Annotated in this window: 10 protein-coding genes; 5 read left to right on the plus strand and 5 right to left on the minus strand. The window is 55.0% G+C overall.

The genetic code is table 11. The features are described from left to right. Window positions 1–1,005: an N-acetyl-gamma-glutamyl-phosphate reductase gene (argC, locus tag NYE92_RS14075; RefSeq protein ID WP_014594874.1), complete on the minus strand. Its 1,005-nt coding sequence runs from the start codon at window positions 1,003–1,005 to the stop codon at window positions 1–3. 168 nt (window positions 1,006–1,173) lie between these two features. On the opposite strand from argC, the gene argE reads away from it, so the two are divergent. From argE to NYE92_RS14090, 3 genes are all read left to right on the plus strand, one after another. Beyond that, window positions 1,174–2,322 (plus strand): acetylornithine deacetylase, encoded by a 1,149-nt coding sequence (gene argE, locus NYE92_RS14080; RefSeq protein ID WP_013027681.1) that lies wholly within the window; start codon window positions 1,174–1,176, stop codon window positions 2,320–2,322. A 350-nt stretch (window positions 2,323–2,672) separates the two neighbouring features. After that, a complete protein-coding gene (gene ppc, locus NYE92_RS14085; RefSeq protein WP_013027682.1) occupies window positions 2,673–5,321 on the plus strand; it encodes a phosphoenolpyruvate carboxylase in 2,649 nt (882 codons plus the stop codon). Window positions 5,322–5,683: 362 nt separating this feature from the next. After that, window positions 5,684–7,318, plus strand: a complete 1,635-nt coding sequence (locus NYE92_RS14090; RefSeq protein ID WP_013027683.1) for a methyl-accepting chemotaxis protein — start codon at window positions 5,684–5,686, stop codon at window positions 7,316–7,318. Between the two features lie 93 nt (window positions 7,319–7,411). Here NYE92_RS14090 and metF read toward each other — a convergent pair whose 3' ends face one another. The 3 genes from metF to metB all read right to left on the minus strand — a co-directional run bounded on the left by metF (window position 7,412) and on the right by metB (window position 12,114). Continuing rightward, complete coding sequence (gene metF / locus NYE92_RS14095) at window positions 7,412–8,308, minus strand: methylenetetrahydrofolate reductase (protein ID WP_041457857.1); 897 nt, start codon at window positions 8,306–8,308, stop codon at window positions 7,412–7,414. A gap of 207 nt (window positions 8,309–8,515) precedes the next feature. After that, window positions 8,516–10,951: a bifunctional aspartate kinase/homoserine dehydrogenase II gene (locus NYE92_RS14100; RefSeq protein ID WP_041457859.1), complete on the minus strand. Its 2,436-nt coding sequence runs from the start codon at window positions 10,949–10,951 to the stop codon at window positions 8,516–8,518. A gap of 2 nt (window positions 10,952–10,953) precedes the next feature. Further along, window positions 10,954–12,114, minus strand: coding sequence for a cystathionine gamma-synthase (gene metB, locus NYE92_RS14105; RefSeq protein WP_013027686.1), 1,161 nt, complete (start codon window positions 12,112–12,114; stop codon window positions 10,954–10,956). A 271-nt stretch (window positions 12,115–12,385) separates the two neighbouring features. On the opposite strand from metB, the gene metJ reads away from it, so the two are divergent. Continuing rightward, window positions 12,386–12,703, plus strand: a complete 318-nt coding sequence (metJ, locus tag NYE92_RS14110; protein WP_013027687.1) for a met regulon transcriptional regulator MetJ — start codon at window positions 12,386–12,388, stop codon at window positions 12,701–12,703. A gap of 72 nt (window positions 12,704–12,775) precedes the next feature. On the opposite strand, the gene rpmE is transcribed toward metJ, so the two are convergent. Further along, window positions 12,776–12,991, minus strand: coding sequence for a 50S ribosomal protein L31 (gene rpmE / locus NYE92_RS14115; protein ID WP_006121308.1), 216 nt, complete (start codon window positions 12,989–12,991; stop codon window positions 12,776–12,778). Between the two features lie 225 nt (window positions 12,992–13,216). Between rpmE and priA the strand changes: the two genes are divergently transcribed. Beyond that, window positions 13,217–15,412, plus strand: a complete 2,196-nt coding sequence (gene priA, locus NYE92_RS14120; RefSeq protein WP_041457860.1) for a primosomal protein N' — start codon at window positions 13,217–13,219, stop codon at window positions 15,410–15,412. Window positions 15,413–15,432 lie beyond the last annotated feature (20 nt).

Consider the following 15,432-nt stretch of genomic DNA (forward strand, 5'->3'; position numbering starts at 1 on the left):
TTAAATCAGTGACTGCGTTTCAGGGAAACCGAAACGAATATTAAGGCACTGCACCGCCTGGGAGGCCGCGCCTTTGAGCAGGTTATCTTCTGCAGCCACCACAATCAGGTGTTCGCCCTGAACGGCGAACCCGATATCGCAGTAGGGTAGCCCGACAACCGCTTTCAGAGCCGGCACGCCCTGTTCGTACACGCGTACCAGCGGCTTATCGTGGTAGGCGTTATGAAAAGCTTCAGCAACATCATCACGGCTTACGCCGGCCTTCAGGCGGCAGGTAACGGTCGCCAGAATCCCACGCGGAAAACTGCCCAAGTGCGGGGTGAAAATCACCGGCGTTCCCAGGTGCGCCACAATCTCAGGATGATGACGATGATTAAAGATACCGTAAGGTTGCAGGCTGACTTCGCAGAAGCTGGTGCCGACATTCGCTTTGCGCCCCGCCCCACTCACGCCGCTGGTGGCGTTAATTACCGGCCACTGCGCGTCATTCAGCAAACCCGCATCTAACACGGGCTTCAACGCCAGCTGGGAGGCAGTGGGATAGCAGCCCGGTACGGCCACCAGCTGTGCTTCTTTAATTTTTTCCTGCTGGAACTCAGCAAGACCGTAAACGGCTTTATCCAGCCAGTCACCGTGCTGATGCGTAAAGCCATAAAACTGGGTGTAAAAATCGCCATCGTTGACGCGAAACGCGCCTGACAGATCGAACACCACACAACCGGCTTTAAGAAATTCAGGGGCCAGGTCATGGCTGACTTCGTGGGCGGTCGCCAGAAACACCACATCCACTTTGTCTGCCCATTCGGCGGCATCACTCAACGGCTGCAGCGGCAAATCCACCACGCCTTTCAGCTGTGGATGAAGATCGGACAGACGCTTGCCCGCATCGGGACTTTGCGCAGATACCGCCAAAGCGGTTATGTTGATATGTGGATGGCGATTAAGGAAGGTGGCAAGCTCTACGCCAGCGTAACCACTGGCACCAACGATCAGCGTATTCAACATCAGGCTGTATACCTTTATTACAGTCACACGTTCCGGGTCGCGGCCTTGCCCCGTTGCCCACGATGTCGTTTGCAGCGATTTAAGGTTCACATGCACACGACGTTAATGTATTTTTATTCACTATTAATGCATGAATATTGATACATCCTAACTCAAGGACCGTCAACAGTGAAGACAAAATTACCGCCTTTTATCGAACTATACCGCCAGTTGATCGCTACGCCGTCAATCAGCGCAACCGATGCCGCACTCGATCAGAGCAATGAAACTTTAATCAATTTACTGGCTGGCTGGTTCCGCGACCTGGGTTTTGCTGTGGAAGTACAGCCCGTACCCGGAACGCGTCATAAATTTAATATGCTGGCGCGCACCGGAAACGGCGCGGGCGGCCTGCTGCTTGCCGGGCATACCGATACCGTTCCGTTCGATGATGGTCGCTGGACTCGCGATCCCTTTACCCTAACCGAACATGACAACAAGCTGTACGGTCTGGGCACCGCCGATATGAAAGGCTTCTTTGCGTTTATTTTGGACACGCTACGTGATGTGGATGTGACAACCCTGAGTAAGCCGCTGTACATTTTGGCGACCGCCGATGAAGAAACCACGATGGCAGGGGCGAAATATTTTGCAGAGTCCACCCAGCTTCGCCCCGACTGCGCCATTATTGGCGAACCGACCTCGCTAAAGCCGGTGCGGGCGCACAAAGGCCATATATCTAATGCGATTCGTATTCAGGGACAATCGGGCCACTCCAGCGATCCCGGACGCGGCGTCAATGCCATTGAGCTGATGCATGAGTCGATTACCGAACTCATGCAGTTGCGTAACACACTCAAATCACGTTACCACCACGATGGCTTTGCCATCCCCTATCCGACCATGAACTTTGGTCATATTCACGGCGGCGATGCGGCAAACCGTATCTGTGCCTGCTGCGAATTGCATATGGATATTCGGCCCCTGCCGGGCCTTACGCTGAGCGATCTCGACGGGCTGCTAAATGAAGCACTGGCACCGGTAAGCGAACGCTGGCCGGGACGGATCACCATTGAAGAACTGCATCCACCGATTCCCGGCTACGAGTGCCCCGCTGATCATGAACTGGTTAAAGTGGTAGAAACGCTGCTGGGGATTCAGACGGAAGTGGTGAATTACTGCACTGAAGCGCCTTTTATTCAGCAACTCTGCCCAACCCTGGTACTGGGCCCAGGATCGATCAATCAGGCGCACCAGCCAGACGAGTTTATCGATACCGCATTTATTAAGCCTACCCGTGCACTGATAAGCCAGGTTGTGCAGCATTTCTGTCACTAATTATCATTAATCGGGGCATTTCACTGAATTAACAGCAAAATGCCCTGCCATTCTGCGGGATTTGATAATAAGAATAACTTATCCCGCTTCTCCCCTATCAAATTCCATGAATTTCCAGCAGTTAGCTGCATGTTTCCTTCACTTTAAGTCAATTGACGAACGGATGATTACGTGGCTAGATAAAAGACGATGTTATACCTACGGGGCAATCATCCCACTTTATTCAGCTTGCGACAGGCAGCAACTGAAGAACCTCGGGCAGTACCGAGAGGACAACGTTGCTGGCTTTTGTGCTGCCTGAAAAGACCGGGTATAGAGGTTTATCAAGACGATAAGGGTGTCAGGGTCACATGAACGAACAATATTCCGCAATGCGAAGTAATGTCAGTATGCTCGGCAAACTGCTCGGGGATACGATTAAGGATGCGCTGGGAGAGAACATCCTGGACCAGGTGGAAACCATCCGTAAGCTGTCTAAATCATCCCGTGCTGGCAATGACACGCATCGTAAGGCGTTGCTGAATACGCTGCAGAACCTGTCAAATGACGAGTTGTTGCCCGTCGCACGTGCTTTCAGTCAGTTCCTGAACCTCACTAACGTGGCTGAACAGTATCAAACCATTTCCCGCAGCGGCGATGGCGCGAATCATCCCGAGTTGTTAAAAAAGACCTTCGAAACGCTCAAACAAAACAATCTTAGTGAAAGTGCTATTCACGCGGCGATTGAATCCCTGTCGCTGGAACTGGTGTTGACCGCCCATCCCACAGAAATTACGCGTCGTACGCTGATTCATAAACTGGGCGAAGTTAACAGCTGTCTTGAACAGCTCGATCACAGCGATATTTCTGACTACGAGCGTAACCAGATTATGCGCCGCCTGCGCCAACTGGTCGCTCAGGCCTGGCATACGGATGAGATCCGTAAATACCGTCCTACGCCCGTGGATGAAGCCAAATGGGGCTTTGCCGTCGTTGAAAACAGCCTGTGGGAAGGCGTACCTGCGTTTCTGCGTGAGCTGAATGAACAGGTAGAAGAGACGTTTGGCATTAAGCTGCCGGTCGATTTCGTTCCGGTGCAGTTTACCTCCTGGATGGGCGGTGACCGTGACGGCAACCCCAATGTCACGGCCTCCATCACCCGCCACGTCATGCAGCTCAGCCGCTGGAAAGCCACCGACCTGTTCCTGCGTGACATTGGCGTACTGATTTCAGAACTGTCGATGTCTGAATGCAGCCAGGAAGTGGCCGATCTCAGTGGCGATCCTGAAGCGCTCGAACCTTATCGCGTGATTTTGAAGCGTCTGCGCAGCCAGCTAATGAGCACGCAGGCTTATCTGGAACGTCGCCTCAAAGGCGAACGTTTACCACGTCCGGCTGACCTACTGGTCTCTAACGCTCAGCTTTGGGACCCGCTGTATGCGATCTATCAATCCCTGCAGCAGTGTGGCATGAGCATCATTGCCAACGGCCAACTGCTGGATACGCTGCGCCGCGTGAAATGCTTCGGCGTGCCGCTGGTCCGCATTGATGTTCGTCAGGAAAGCACCCGTCACACCGAAGCCATTGCAGAGATTACCCGCTACCTTGGGCTGGGCGATTATGAGAGCTGGTCAGAAGCCGACAAGCAAGCGTTCCTGATCCGCGAGCTGAACTCTAAGCGCCCTTTACTGCCGCGCAGTTGGGAACCGAGTGATGAAACCCGCGAAGTCCTGGAAACCTGCAAAGTGGTAGCGGAAGCGCCTCAGGGCTCTATCGCCGCCTATGTTATTTCGATGGCAAAAACGCCGTCGGATGTGCTGGCCGTCCACCTGTTACTGAAAGAAGCCGGTATACCTTTTGCGATGCCGGTTGCACCGCTGTTTGAAACGCTTGATGACCTCAACAATGCCAACGATGTGATGAGCAAGTTGCTCAACATTGACTGGTATCGCGGCTTTATTCAGGGCAAACAGATGGTCATGATTGGCTATTCCGACTCGGCGAAAGATGCCGGCGTCATGGCGGCCAGTTGGGCGCAGTATCAGGCGCAGGATGCGCTGATTAAAACCTGCGAAAAAGCCGGAGTGTCACTGACCTTGTTCCACGGACGTGGCGGTACTATCGGTCGCGGCGGCGCGCCGGCACATGCTGCGCTGCTGTCTCAGCCGCCAGGCAGCCTGAAGGGCGGCCTGCGCGTTACCGAGCAGGGCGAAATGATCCGCTTTAAATACGGTTTACCGGAAGTGACTATCGCCAGCCTGTCGCTCTATACCGGTGCGATACTGGAAGCTAACCTGATGCCACCGCCGGAACCTAAACCGGAATGGCGCAGTATTATGAATCAGCTTTCTGCGGATTCCTGTGCCATGTACCGGGGCTACGTGCGCGAAAACGCCGACTTTGTGCCCTACTTCCGTTCAGCCACCCCAGAGCAGGAACTGGGCAAGCTGCCACTGGGTTCACGCCCGGCCAAACGCCGTCCTACCGGCGGTGTGGAATCCCTGCGCGCCATTCCCTGGATCTTCGCCTGGACCCAAAACCGTCTGATGCTCCCGGCATGGCTGGGTGCAGGTGCGGCGCTGCAGCAGGCGATGCTGGCAGGCCATCAGGATCAGCTCGAAGCGATGTGTCGCGACTGGCCGTTTTTCTCAACCCGCCTCGGTATGCTGGAGATGGTGTTCTCTAAAGCAGACCTGTGGCTGGCGGAATATTACGACCAACGGCTAGTGGATAAATCCTTGTGGCCATTAGGTCAACAGCTGCGTGACCAGCTGGATGCCGATATCAAAGCCGTGCTGACCATCGCCAACGATTCACACCTGATGGCGGATCAGCCGTGGATTGCCGAATCCATTGCCCTGCGCAACGTGTATACCGATCCCCTGAACGTACTGCAGGCTGAACTGCTTCACCGTTCACGTGCTCAAGAAGCTCGCGGTGACGAACCGGATGCGCGCGTCGAACAGGCGCTGATGGTGACGATTGCCGGTGTCGCTGCTGGCATGCGTAACACGGGTTAAGTCCATTCTCGTCAGGACGGTCCGCTCAGCCTGTGCGGCCGTCCTTAACCCACCCTCGCTCGGGTGAGTTTGCCCGTCTCAAATACGCACCCTCTGATGATTGCCTGCTGTTTTATCTAATGTTTTACCCCTTCACCTACAGCGTCCTTGAGACCATTTCATCTGGTCAAGTGCATTACCTTAGAAATTATTACAGTTTGATTACAGTTAGCCTATAAACCTTATGCCTTTGTGGTCGTTACTCTTTATACGGGTCAAAAAACACCCGGATTGTTCGATAAAAAGCCACACACTGATTCACAAACCACACTGACAGAAGGCAGTGAGGCCTTCGTGCTTATCATTAACATCAGGGTAACAGTATGAATAACATCAGAATAGGAATACGGCTCGTGGCGGCTTTTGGCTTCATGGGCATGCTTGTCATTTTCATGGTCCTGATCGGTATTACCAAAACACGTTCTCTGGCCGACGCTAACAGTGAGATCGCCGGGGGCCTTTACGCCAAGGCATCCGAATCGGCCATGCTGTCATTTTATGCGCAAGATATGAGTCGTCTGGCGCGCATTGCCGTACTCCAGCCGGATCCGGCAAAAACAGAAAAAGCGCTTAACAGCTATCAGCAGGTCAGAAGCCAGGCCGACAGCCTGATGCAGGTGCTGGATAAAGAGGTTGCCTCCGTCACTGGCAGACAACTTTTTTCCAACATCCAGTCTCACGCGGCGCTTTTTCTGCCGCTAATGGATAAGGTCGTTGCACTTGCTCAGCAAGGTAAAAAAGAGGAGGCCGACCAGCTGTTACAGGCCTCGGGAGACAACATTCAAACGGGCTATATAGCCTCCCTTCAGGCATTAAAAGATCACCAGGAAGCGCGGATGCAGGTTGCAGAGCAAACTTCCCATAGCGATCGAACCAATGCGTTGCGTTTACTGGCGGGCGCCGGTGCCGTTGCGCTATTTCTGGCGGGATTGTCTGCCTGGCTTATTACGCGCAGCATCACCCGGCCCCTTAATCAGGCCCTGATTGCCGCACAGCGCGTGGCAAAAGGTGACCTCAGCGAGCCTGTGCAGGTCACTCACACCGATGAAACCGGCAAACTGCTGGCGGCAATCCGGGAGATGCAGGAGGCACTGGTTCAAACGGTCAGCCTGGTGAGATCCAATGCGGAAAGCGTCGCCTCTGCCAGTAGTCAGATAGCGCAGGGAAATGCCGACCTGTCACAGAGAACCGAAGAGCAGGCCAGCGCGCTGGAGCAGACGGCAGCCACCATGACGCAGCTTGGCATGACGGTGAAAAATAACGCCAGCAATGCGCAGCAGGCCAGTCAGCTTGCGGTCAACGTGCGTAATGTCGCCAACGAAGGCAATGATGCCACGGCAGCGATTACCAGCACGATGCGCACCATTAAAGACAGCTCAGGGAAAATCGCCGACATCACCGCCGTCATTGACAGTATTGCCTTCCAGACCAATATTCTCGCGCTGAACGCAGCAGTAGAAGCCGCGCGCGCGGGCGAACACGGTAAAGGTTTTGCGGTGGTTGCCAGCGAGGTCAGAACCCTGGCGCAACGTAGCAGCACGGCCGCAGGTGAAATTCGCCAGTTAATTGACGCCAACGCCCGCAGCGTGGGGCAAGGTGACGAACTCGTTGCACATGCCACCGCGACGATGCAGAGCATCGTCACGGCTGTGGGTCACCTGAGTGATACCGTTGAGGAAATTACCTCAGCCAGCGCCGAGCAGGCCAGAGGCGTAGAACAGGTGGGCATCGCGGTAACCGAGATGGACAGCGCCACACAGCAAAACGCCGCATTAGTGGAAGAATCCGCCTCGGCCGCGAACAGCCTCCGGGAACAGGCACGACAGCTGCTGCAGGCGGTCTCAGTCTTTCGCTTTAATAACACGACACAGCAGGTGCATAGCGTACCGACGCTCAAAAACCCCTCGCGAGTGAAACCGGCTCAACCCTTGACCCATGAAGGCTGGACACATTTTTAATGCGTGGCACATCAGGCTGCTGTCAGCCCTGTATATGCAATGGATGAGACATTCAGAACCGACGCGGACACGTCGGTTTTTTTATGGCCATCTTCAGGCGGCAATTCCCGGACGCACACCTAAGGTATGACAAATGGCATAGCTCATTTCTGCCCGGTTCAGAGTATAGAAATGAAAATCTTTTACGCCCTCACGCGACAGGATTTTCACCATGTCCATGGCGATGTTCGCCCCCACCATTTTACGCGTTTCAGGATCCTCATCCAGCCCTGCAAACATGGCATTCATCCAGCCCGGAACGCGTACATTGGTCAGGGCGGCAAAACGCTTCAGCTGTTTGAAATTCGATACCGGCAAAATGCCCGGCACGATCTCAACATCAATGCCGGTGGAAACGCAGCGATCACGAAAACGCAGATAGCTCTCAACATCAAAGAAGAACTGGGTAATGGCACGGTTAGCGCCAGCATCAATTTTACGTTTCAGGTTAATCAGGTCAGCCTGGGCACTTTTTGCTTCGGGGTGGACTTCCGGATAGGCCGCGACGGAGATATCGAAGTCACCGACCTCTTTAAGCAGCGAAACGAGATCGCTGCCGTACATTTCCGGCTTACCGCTATTGGGTGGCAGATCGCCACGCAGCGCCACTATATGGCGAATACCGTTATTCCAGTAATCCTGTGCAATGGCTTGCAGCTCATCCCGGGTAGCGTCAATACAGGTCAGATGCGGCGCAGCTTCGAGCCCCGTACGTTCTTTAATGCCTTTAATGATGCTGTGTGTGCGGTCACGCTCACCCGAGTTCGCCCCGTAGGTTACAGAGACAAAACTGGGCTTCAGGCTGCTCAGACGATGGATGGAGTTCCACAGCGTTTCTTCCATTTCACTGGTGCGCGGCGGGAAAAACTCAAAAGAGACACTAATTCGCCCGTTTAGCTCTGCCAGGCTCTGATTGAGCGCCTCGCGCTGATTGGCATGAAAGAAACTCATCCTGCTACCTCCGCCACATCGGTTATCTGTTAACCTGCAAACATCTATACGTTTAGACGTCCAGACACTCAAAGTGAACCATTTTCCCGCAAGCGTCAACTGATAAATCATCCCAGGAAGTGACAAATATTCAGTCGATGTGAAAGGGCTTTTTATATGAGGATGTTAGGGCAGGACAGGCGCCGAAGCGCCTGGAGAAAAGCAACGTCAGAGGAGTCGGGCAAGGCGATTAATATCAGACTGGATAGCGCCGGCGGTAACGTCCCGGCCTGCACCAGGTCCGCGGATCACCAGCGGATTATCGCGATACCAACGGCTGTCGATGGCAAACACGTTGTCACAAGGCAGTAAGGCGGCCAGAGGATGCTCCGGACGTACCGCTTCGACGCCAACACGTGCTTTGCCGTTAGCATCGAAGCGCGCAACATAGCGCAGCACCAGCCCCATCTCCTGCGCGGCTTCAAGCCGTTGCAGCATCTGCTCATTAAGCTCGTCGCCATTCTCGAAAAAGTGATCTATTGATTCATCTTCGCAGCTCTGCGGCACCAGCGACTCGACGCGCACCTGATCCGGCTCGATGTTATAGCCTGCTTCACGTGCCAGAATCACCAGTTTGCGCATCACGTCCTGACCCGACAGATCGACGCGAGGATCCGGTTCCGTCAATCCCTGCTGCCACGCCTGATCCACCAGGTCGGTAAAGGGCACCGTGCCATCAAATTGCAGAAACAGCCAGGACAGCGTTCCGGAGAAAATACCGCTGATCGACAAAATCGTGTCACCGCTTTCCCGTAAATCGCGCACCGTATGGTTTATCGGCAGACCTGCGCCCACGGTGGCGTTATACAACCAGTGGCGGCCGGTTTTTTCAAAGGCATCCCGAATCTCGCGCCAGGTTTGCGTATCCGATGCTCCCGCCACTTTATTGGCGCTGATGACATGAAACCCATGGCTGGCAAAATCAAGATATTGCTGTGCCAGCGGCTTACTGGCCGTCACATCCAGCACAACCAGATCATCGTAAGGGTGCGCACGCATCCACAGAAACAGCGACTCTTCATCGCGCGCTTCCGCTTCATCGTCAAAGAATGCCAGTGCGCGACTGGCGTCCAGACCTTCATAGCTCAGCAGGCTGCGTTGGCTGTCCACCACGCCCGCTAGCACAAACTCGAAACCGGTGCGCGCCGACAACGTTTCCTGCTCGCGGGCAAACAACTCCAGCCAGCGAGAACCGATGTTGCCCTTGCCAAACAACATCAGGCCAATGCGCTTTTCTGCCCGAAACAGGGAACTGTGCAACCCCTGAATGAGATGCTGAGTAGGGCCAACGCGCAGCACCGCAACCACGCTAATGTGCTCTGGCGACTGGCTGATAAATTCGACCGGCTGATCTTTTAGCTGCTGCCAGAAACGGTGCGTGTGCAACGGGTTGCGCGTGACGCCAGCGCCAACCAGCGCGACCAGCGCTAAACCTTCACGTAACTGCAAATGTCCAGGTAAGCCGGCGTCCTGCAATAAAGTAAAGGCACTGTTCACCACTTCAGAGGTGTAGCACAGTTGCAGCAGCTGACGATCGGGATGAATGCCCATCGCCAGCGGACGCATCTGCGCGCGCGTCAGCAGCTGGTCGATCTCTTTTTGAAACAGCGTAAAATCGTGCTGCTCAGGAAGTTGGATCTCTACCAGGCACACGTCGTCGTGGCTGGTGACGATGCGGGCGCCCGTACCGGACGCGAGGACGCGCTCGATACGGGTAGAGCCCTGTTCCGGCTGATAGCTGCAGCGTAACTGCAAATCAATATCGCTGCCCGAGACCGGCTGTAAGGTGCGGGTATGTAGTACCGGGGCTGCCAGACGCGCCAGCTCACTGGCCTCATCCAGGCGCAGCAAGGGCAGCAGACAGGCATCAGAGACTTTGCGGGGATCGGCACTGTAAACGCCCGCCACATCGCTCCAGATCGTCACACGTCCCACACCTGCCAGCGCACCAATCTGCGTGGCAGAGTAGTCAGAACCGTTACGCCCCAGCAGTACCGTTTCGCCCGCGTCATTGCCGCAGATAAAGCCAGTTACCACGATGCGTTTATGCGGATGCTGGGCCAGCAGCGTTTGTAACAACGGCCAGGATTTGCCTTCATCTACCTGCGGCTGGGCGGCCCGTTCCGCGCGCAGAAAATCGCGTGCATCCAGCCAGCAGGCATGAAGATCCTGCTGGTTCAGCACCGCTGACATTAAACGTGCAGACCAGATCTCACCATGGCCCACCACTTCCGCATAGACCGCTTCTGTGACGTCACCATCCAGTAACGCCGCCAGTTTTTCGAGGTCGCGAATAAAGGCAGTAATTAAGGGTTCGGCTATTTCGGCAGGTAACAGTGCACTGATGAGCTCACTCTGATAGCGACGTAATGTCTGCTGCACCTGATGTGCGGACAGTCGGTCGCTCTGGCTCAGCTTTAGCCAGCTAATCAGCTGATTGGTCGTCGAGCCCGCGGCCGATACGACCATCATGTCACCTGGCTGGCTGTAATCCGCCATAATGCTGGCGACACGCTGGTAGCAGCGTGCATCTGCAAGGCTGCTGCCACCAAACTTGTGGAGCTGTCTGTTGTTTGGCGTTCCTGCGCCAGCTGAACTCGTCATCATCAATCCTCGGCTGCGATCCGGAATGCATTATCCAAATCGGCAATTAAATCTTCGTGGTCTTCAATACCTACTGAAATACGTAGCAATGTTTCAGAGATGCCTGCTGCGGCCCGGGCCTCTGCAGACATACCTGCATGGGTCATGGTCGCCGTGTGTGAAATCAAGCTTTCAACGCCGCCCAACGATTCCGCCAACGTGAACAACTCAAGCGCTTTGAGGAAACGGCGCAACCGGGCTTCATCGCCGTCCAGCTCAAAACTGAGCATGGCACCGAATCCACGCTGCTGGCGTGCAGCGAATTCATGTCCCGCGTTTTCCGGCAGTGAAGGATGATACAACGTTTTCACCAGCGGCTGTTGCTTGAGATAATCAACAATGGCTAACGCATTACGTTGCGCAGCGGCCATACGTGGGCCCAGCGTGCGCATTCCGCGCAGCAGCAGATAGCTGTCAAAAGCAGAGCCGGTGACCCCAATATTATTGGCCCACCAGGCTAAATCGGTCGCCGCCTGCGGATCTTTAGCAATCACGGCACCGGCTACCACGTCAGAGTGGCCATTCAGGTATTTGGTACAGGAGTGAATGACCAGATCCGCACCCAGTGCCAGAGGATTTTGCAGTGCCGGACTCATAAAGGTGTTGTCCACGACGCTGACGGCGCCCGCCGCACGCGCCGCTGCGCAAATGGCGGCGATATCCACCACGCGCAATAGCGGGTTACTGGGGCTTTCAACCAGCACCAGTTTAGGCTTCTCATCCAGTGCCGCCTGCAGCGCAGCTTTATCACCCTGATCGACAAACTTCACCCGGTAAGCGCCCCGCTTACTCAGACTGTCGAACAGCCGATAGCTGCCGCCATAACAGTCGTGCGGCGCAACCAGCAGATCGCCAGGCTTCAGGAACACGGTTGTCACCAGATGAATCGCGGACATGCCGGTATTGGTCAGCACCGCTCCCGCTCCGCCTTCCAGCTCTGCCAGGGCACGCTGCACCACATCACGCGTGGGGTTACCACGACGGGAATAGTCATGCGCACGGGGCTCATTGAAATCATGGAAGTTATAGGTGCTGGAAAGGTGGATGGGCGGGACAACGCAGCCGTATTGCTCGTCGTCATTCAAACCGCTGCGCACTGCGATGGTTGCCTGTTTACGCGTCATAGGGCTAACTGTTCCTGAAGTATGAAATAATTTGCCAACAGGATATCATCTTGCTTTTAGACGTCAATACATCTGGACATCCAAATGTCTTTGCGTATAGATTGAGCATCGTCGCAATAACCGCTAAAATTATGCGCCCATACCTGGCGTTCAACTCCATTAGCACTGTGCGTTGAACGAAGAAACCCGCCAGAGAAGGGGTCAGGTAGAAGAAAATCAGGCATAATCGGCTGATTTCGTAACTTTTAACTTTTATTGATTAAGGTATCCCATGGCTGAATGGAACGGCGAATATATCAGCCCGTACGCTGAGCACGGCAAAAAGAGCGAACAGGTTAAAAAAATCACGGTATCAATTCCGTTAAGCGTGCTGAAAATTCTGACAGACGAACGGACACGTCGTCAGGTTAACAACCTGCGCCACGCGACAAACAGTGAACTCCTGTGCGAAGCCTTCTTGCATGCTTTTACCGGACAACCGTTACCTAATGATGTCGACCTGCGTAAAGAACGTAACGACGAAATACCGGAAGCCGCGAAAAAAATTATGCGTGACATGGGCATCGACCCGGATACCTGGGAATACTGATTTTCAGACATAAAAAAACCCAGCCTGAGCTGGGTTTTTCTTGCCGCCGAACAGATGTTCGAATGCCGTTTCTTATTTTTTGGTGCCTGGCACGCTGAAACGCTTGTTGAAGCGGTCAACGCGGCCACCAGTTGCAACTTCACGCTGCTTACCGGTGTAGAACGGGTGGCACTTACCACAAACGTCCAGGTTCAGTTCGTGAGTCAGCGTAGAGCGAGTGTGAATCACGTTACCGCAAGTACAGTTGATGGTAACTGCTTCGTATTTTGGGTGAATACCTTGTTTCATGGGAAACCTCATATAAGGCCGTGTCGCTCTCCGCGCCAGGACGTGAACCTGCGCAGCACCACACGCGATTGAACATTAATGGTGAACTCCGGCAAGGTCTTTCTTACCGAAGGCGGCATATTATACAGGCTAATGTTTAATGCTGCAAATGTCGCCTGAGATACACGCCGTGTGCGTGTGCGTGTACACTAACCGCCCTGCTAGATGAACCGGAAAGAGACTGTTATGCCCGTTGTTCAGGTTGCCCTGCCCGTTCCCCTTCCTCGCCTGTTTGACTACCTGCCTCCTGTCGGCGTGCAGCCGGTCATTGGCGGTCGGGTGATCGTGCCTTTTGGTAACCGAAAAATGACCGGTATCGTGGTGGCATTACCTGACACCAGCGACCTGCCCGCGACCCAGCTCAAACAGGTGATATCGGTACTGGACAGCGAGTCGCTCTTTCCCCCGTCTCTGTGGCGCATTCTCCACTGGGCGGCGAACTACTATCATTCACCTCTCGGCGAGGTACTGAGCCATGCGCTACCGGTGCTGCTCAGACAAGGTAAACCTGCCCAGGATAATCCCTTATGGCGTTGGGAAATTACCGAGCAGGGCCGGGCTACTGCCCCCGAGAGCCTGAAGCGGGCCCCCAAACAGCAGCAAGGGCTTGCAACGCTGCGACAGCGGCCGCTTTATCGTCATGAAGTCACTGAGCACGATCTCACCGATGCCACCATGCAGGCGCTGCGTGCCAAAGGGTTATGCGAATTACATGAGCATCAGCCACACAGGCATGACTGGCGCAGCAGCTTCGCGGTCAAAGGTGAACGCCTGCGCCTCAATACCGATCAGGCGACGGCAGTCGGGGCGATGCGCAGTGAAGATGAGCATTATGCGGCCTGGCTACTGGCGGGAATTACCGGATCAGGCAAGACTGAAGTTTATCTCAGCGTGCTGGAAAACGTCCTGGCCAGAGGAAAACAGGCCCTGGTGCTGGTGCCCGAAATCGGCCTGACGCCACAAACCATTGCCCGTTTCCGCGAACGTTTTGATGCGCCGGTTGATGTGCTGCACTCAGCGCTGAATGACAGCGAACGCCTTTCTGTCTGGCTACGTGCGCGCAGAGGAGAGAATGCCATCATCATCGGCACTCGCTCGGCCCTGTTTACCCCTATGGCGCGTCCGGGCGTCATTATTATCGACGAAGAGCACGACAGTTCTTATAAGCAGCAGGAAGGCTGGCGCTATCAGGCTCGCGATCTGGCCGTGTTTCGCGCCCATGAAGAGAATATTCCTGTCATCATGGGTTCCGCGACCCCGGCGCTGGAAAGCCTGCACAACGTGCGTAACGGCAAATACCGTCAGCTCGACCTGATGAAACGAGCGGGTAACGCTAAACCCGCTCTGCAGCAGCTAATCGATTTGAAAGGCGTACAGCTGACAGGCGGCCTGGCGCCTGCCCTGATCTTCAAAATGCGCCAGCATCTGAAAGCAGATAACCAGGTGTTGCTGTTCCTGAACCGCCGTGGTTTTTCACCTGCGCTGCTCTGCCACGACTGCGGCTGGATTGCCGAATGCCAGCGCTGCGATCGCTATTACACTCTGCATCAACATCATCGTCAGTTGCGCTGCCACCATTGTGACAGCCAGCGGCCGCTGCCCAACCAGTGTCCACAATGTGGTTCAACTCACCTGTTACCGGTGGGCGTAGGGACGGAACAGCTTGAGCAGCAGCTAGGCACGTTATTTCCCGGTGTGCCGGTCTCGCGCATCGACCGGGATACCACCAGCCGCAAAGGCGCGCTGGAGCAGCATCTGGCGGATGTCCATCGCGGCGGCGCGCGTATTCTTGTGGGAACCCAGATGCTGGCAAAAGGGCATCATTTTCCTGATGTGACGCTGGTGTCACTGCTGGACGTCGACGGTGCCTTGTTTTCCGCTGACTTCCGTGCCGCAGAACGCTTCGCTCAGCTTTATACTCAGGTTGCGGGCCGTGCCGGTCGGGCCGGTAAGCAAGGCGAAGTCTTGCTGCAAACACACCATCCTGAGCATCCGCTTCTGCAAACTCTGCTCCACCAGGGCTACTTCGCTTTTGCCCAGCAAACGCTGTTGGAGCGCCAGTCGGTTTTTCTCCCTCCGTGGACACATCATGCGCTGTTTCGTGCGGAGGACATGGACAACCATCAGGCTGCAGAATTTCTGCAACAGCTGCGTAATATGCTGGAAGCCAGCCCGCTTAACGACACGGCAATGTGGTTCATGGGGCCACTGCCTGCTCTGCAGCCAAAGCGGAGCGGTCGCTGGCGCTGGCAGTTGCTGGTGCAGCATCCGTCACGCAAACGTCTGCAACAGCTGCTGAGTAGTTCGTTACCGCTGACTGGCACTTTACCGGCCTCGCGCAAGGTAAAGTGGACGCTGGACGTGGATCCTACCGAAAGCTAGGCCCTGGCAGGTTGTGAGAG

Origin of the sequence: Pantoea sp. B566, from assembly GCF_024793925.1 — a bacterium.
Classification (GTDB): Bacteria; Pseudomonadota; Gammaproteobacteria; order Enterobacterales; family Enterobacteriaceae; genus Pantoea; species Pantoea ananatis.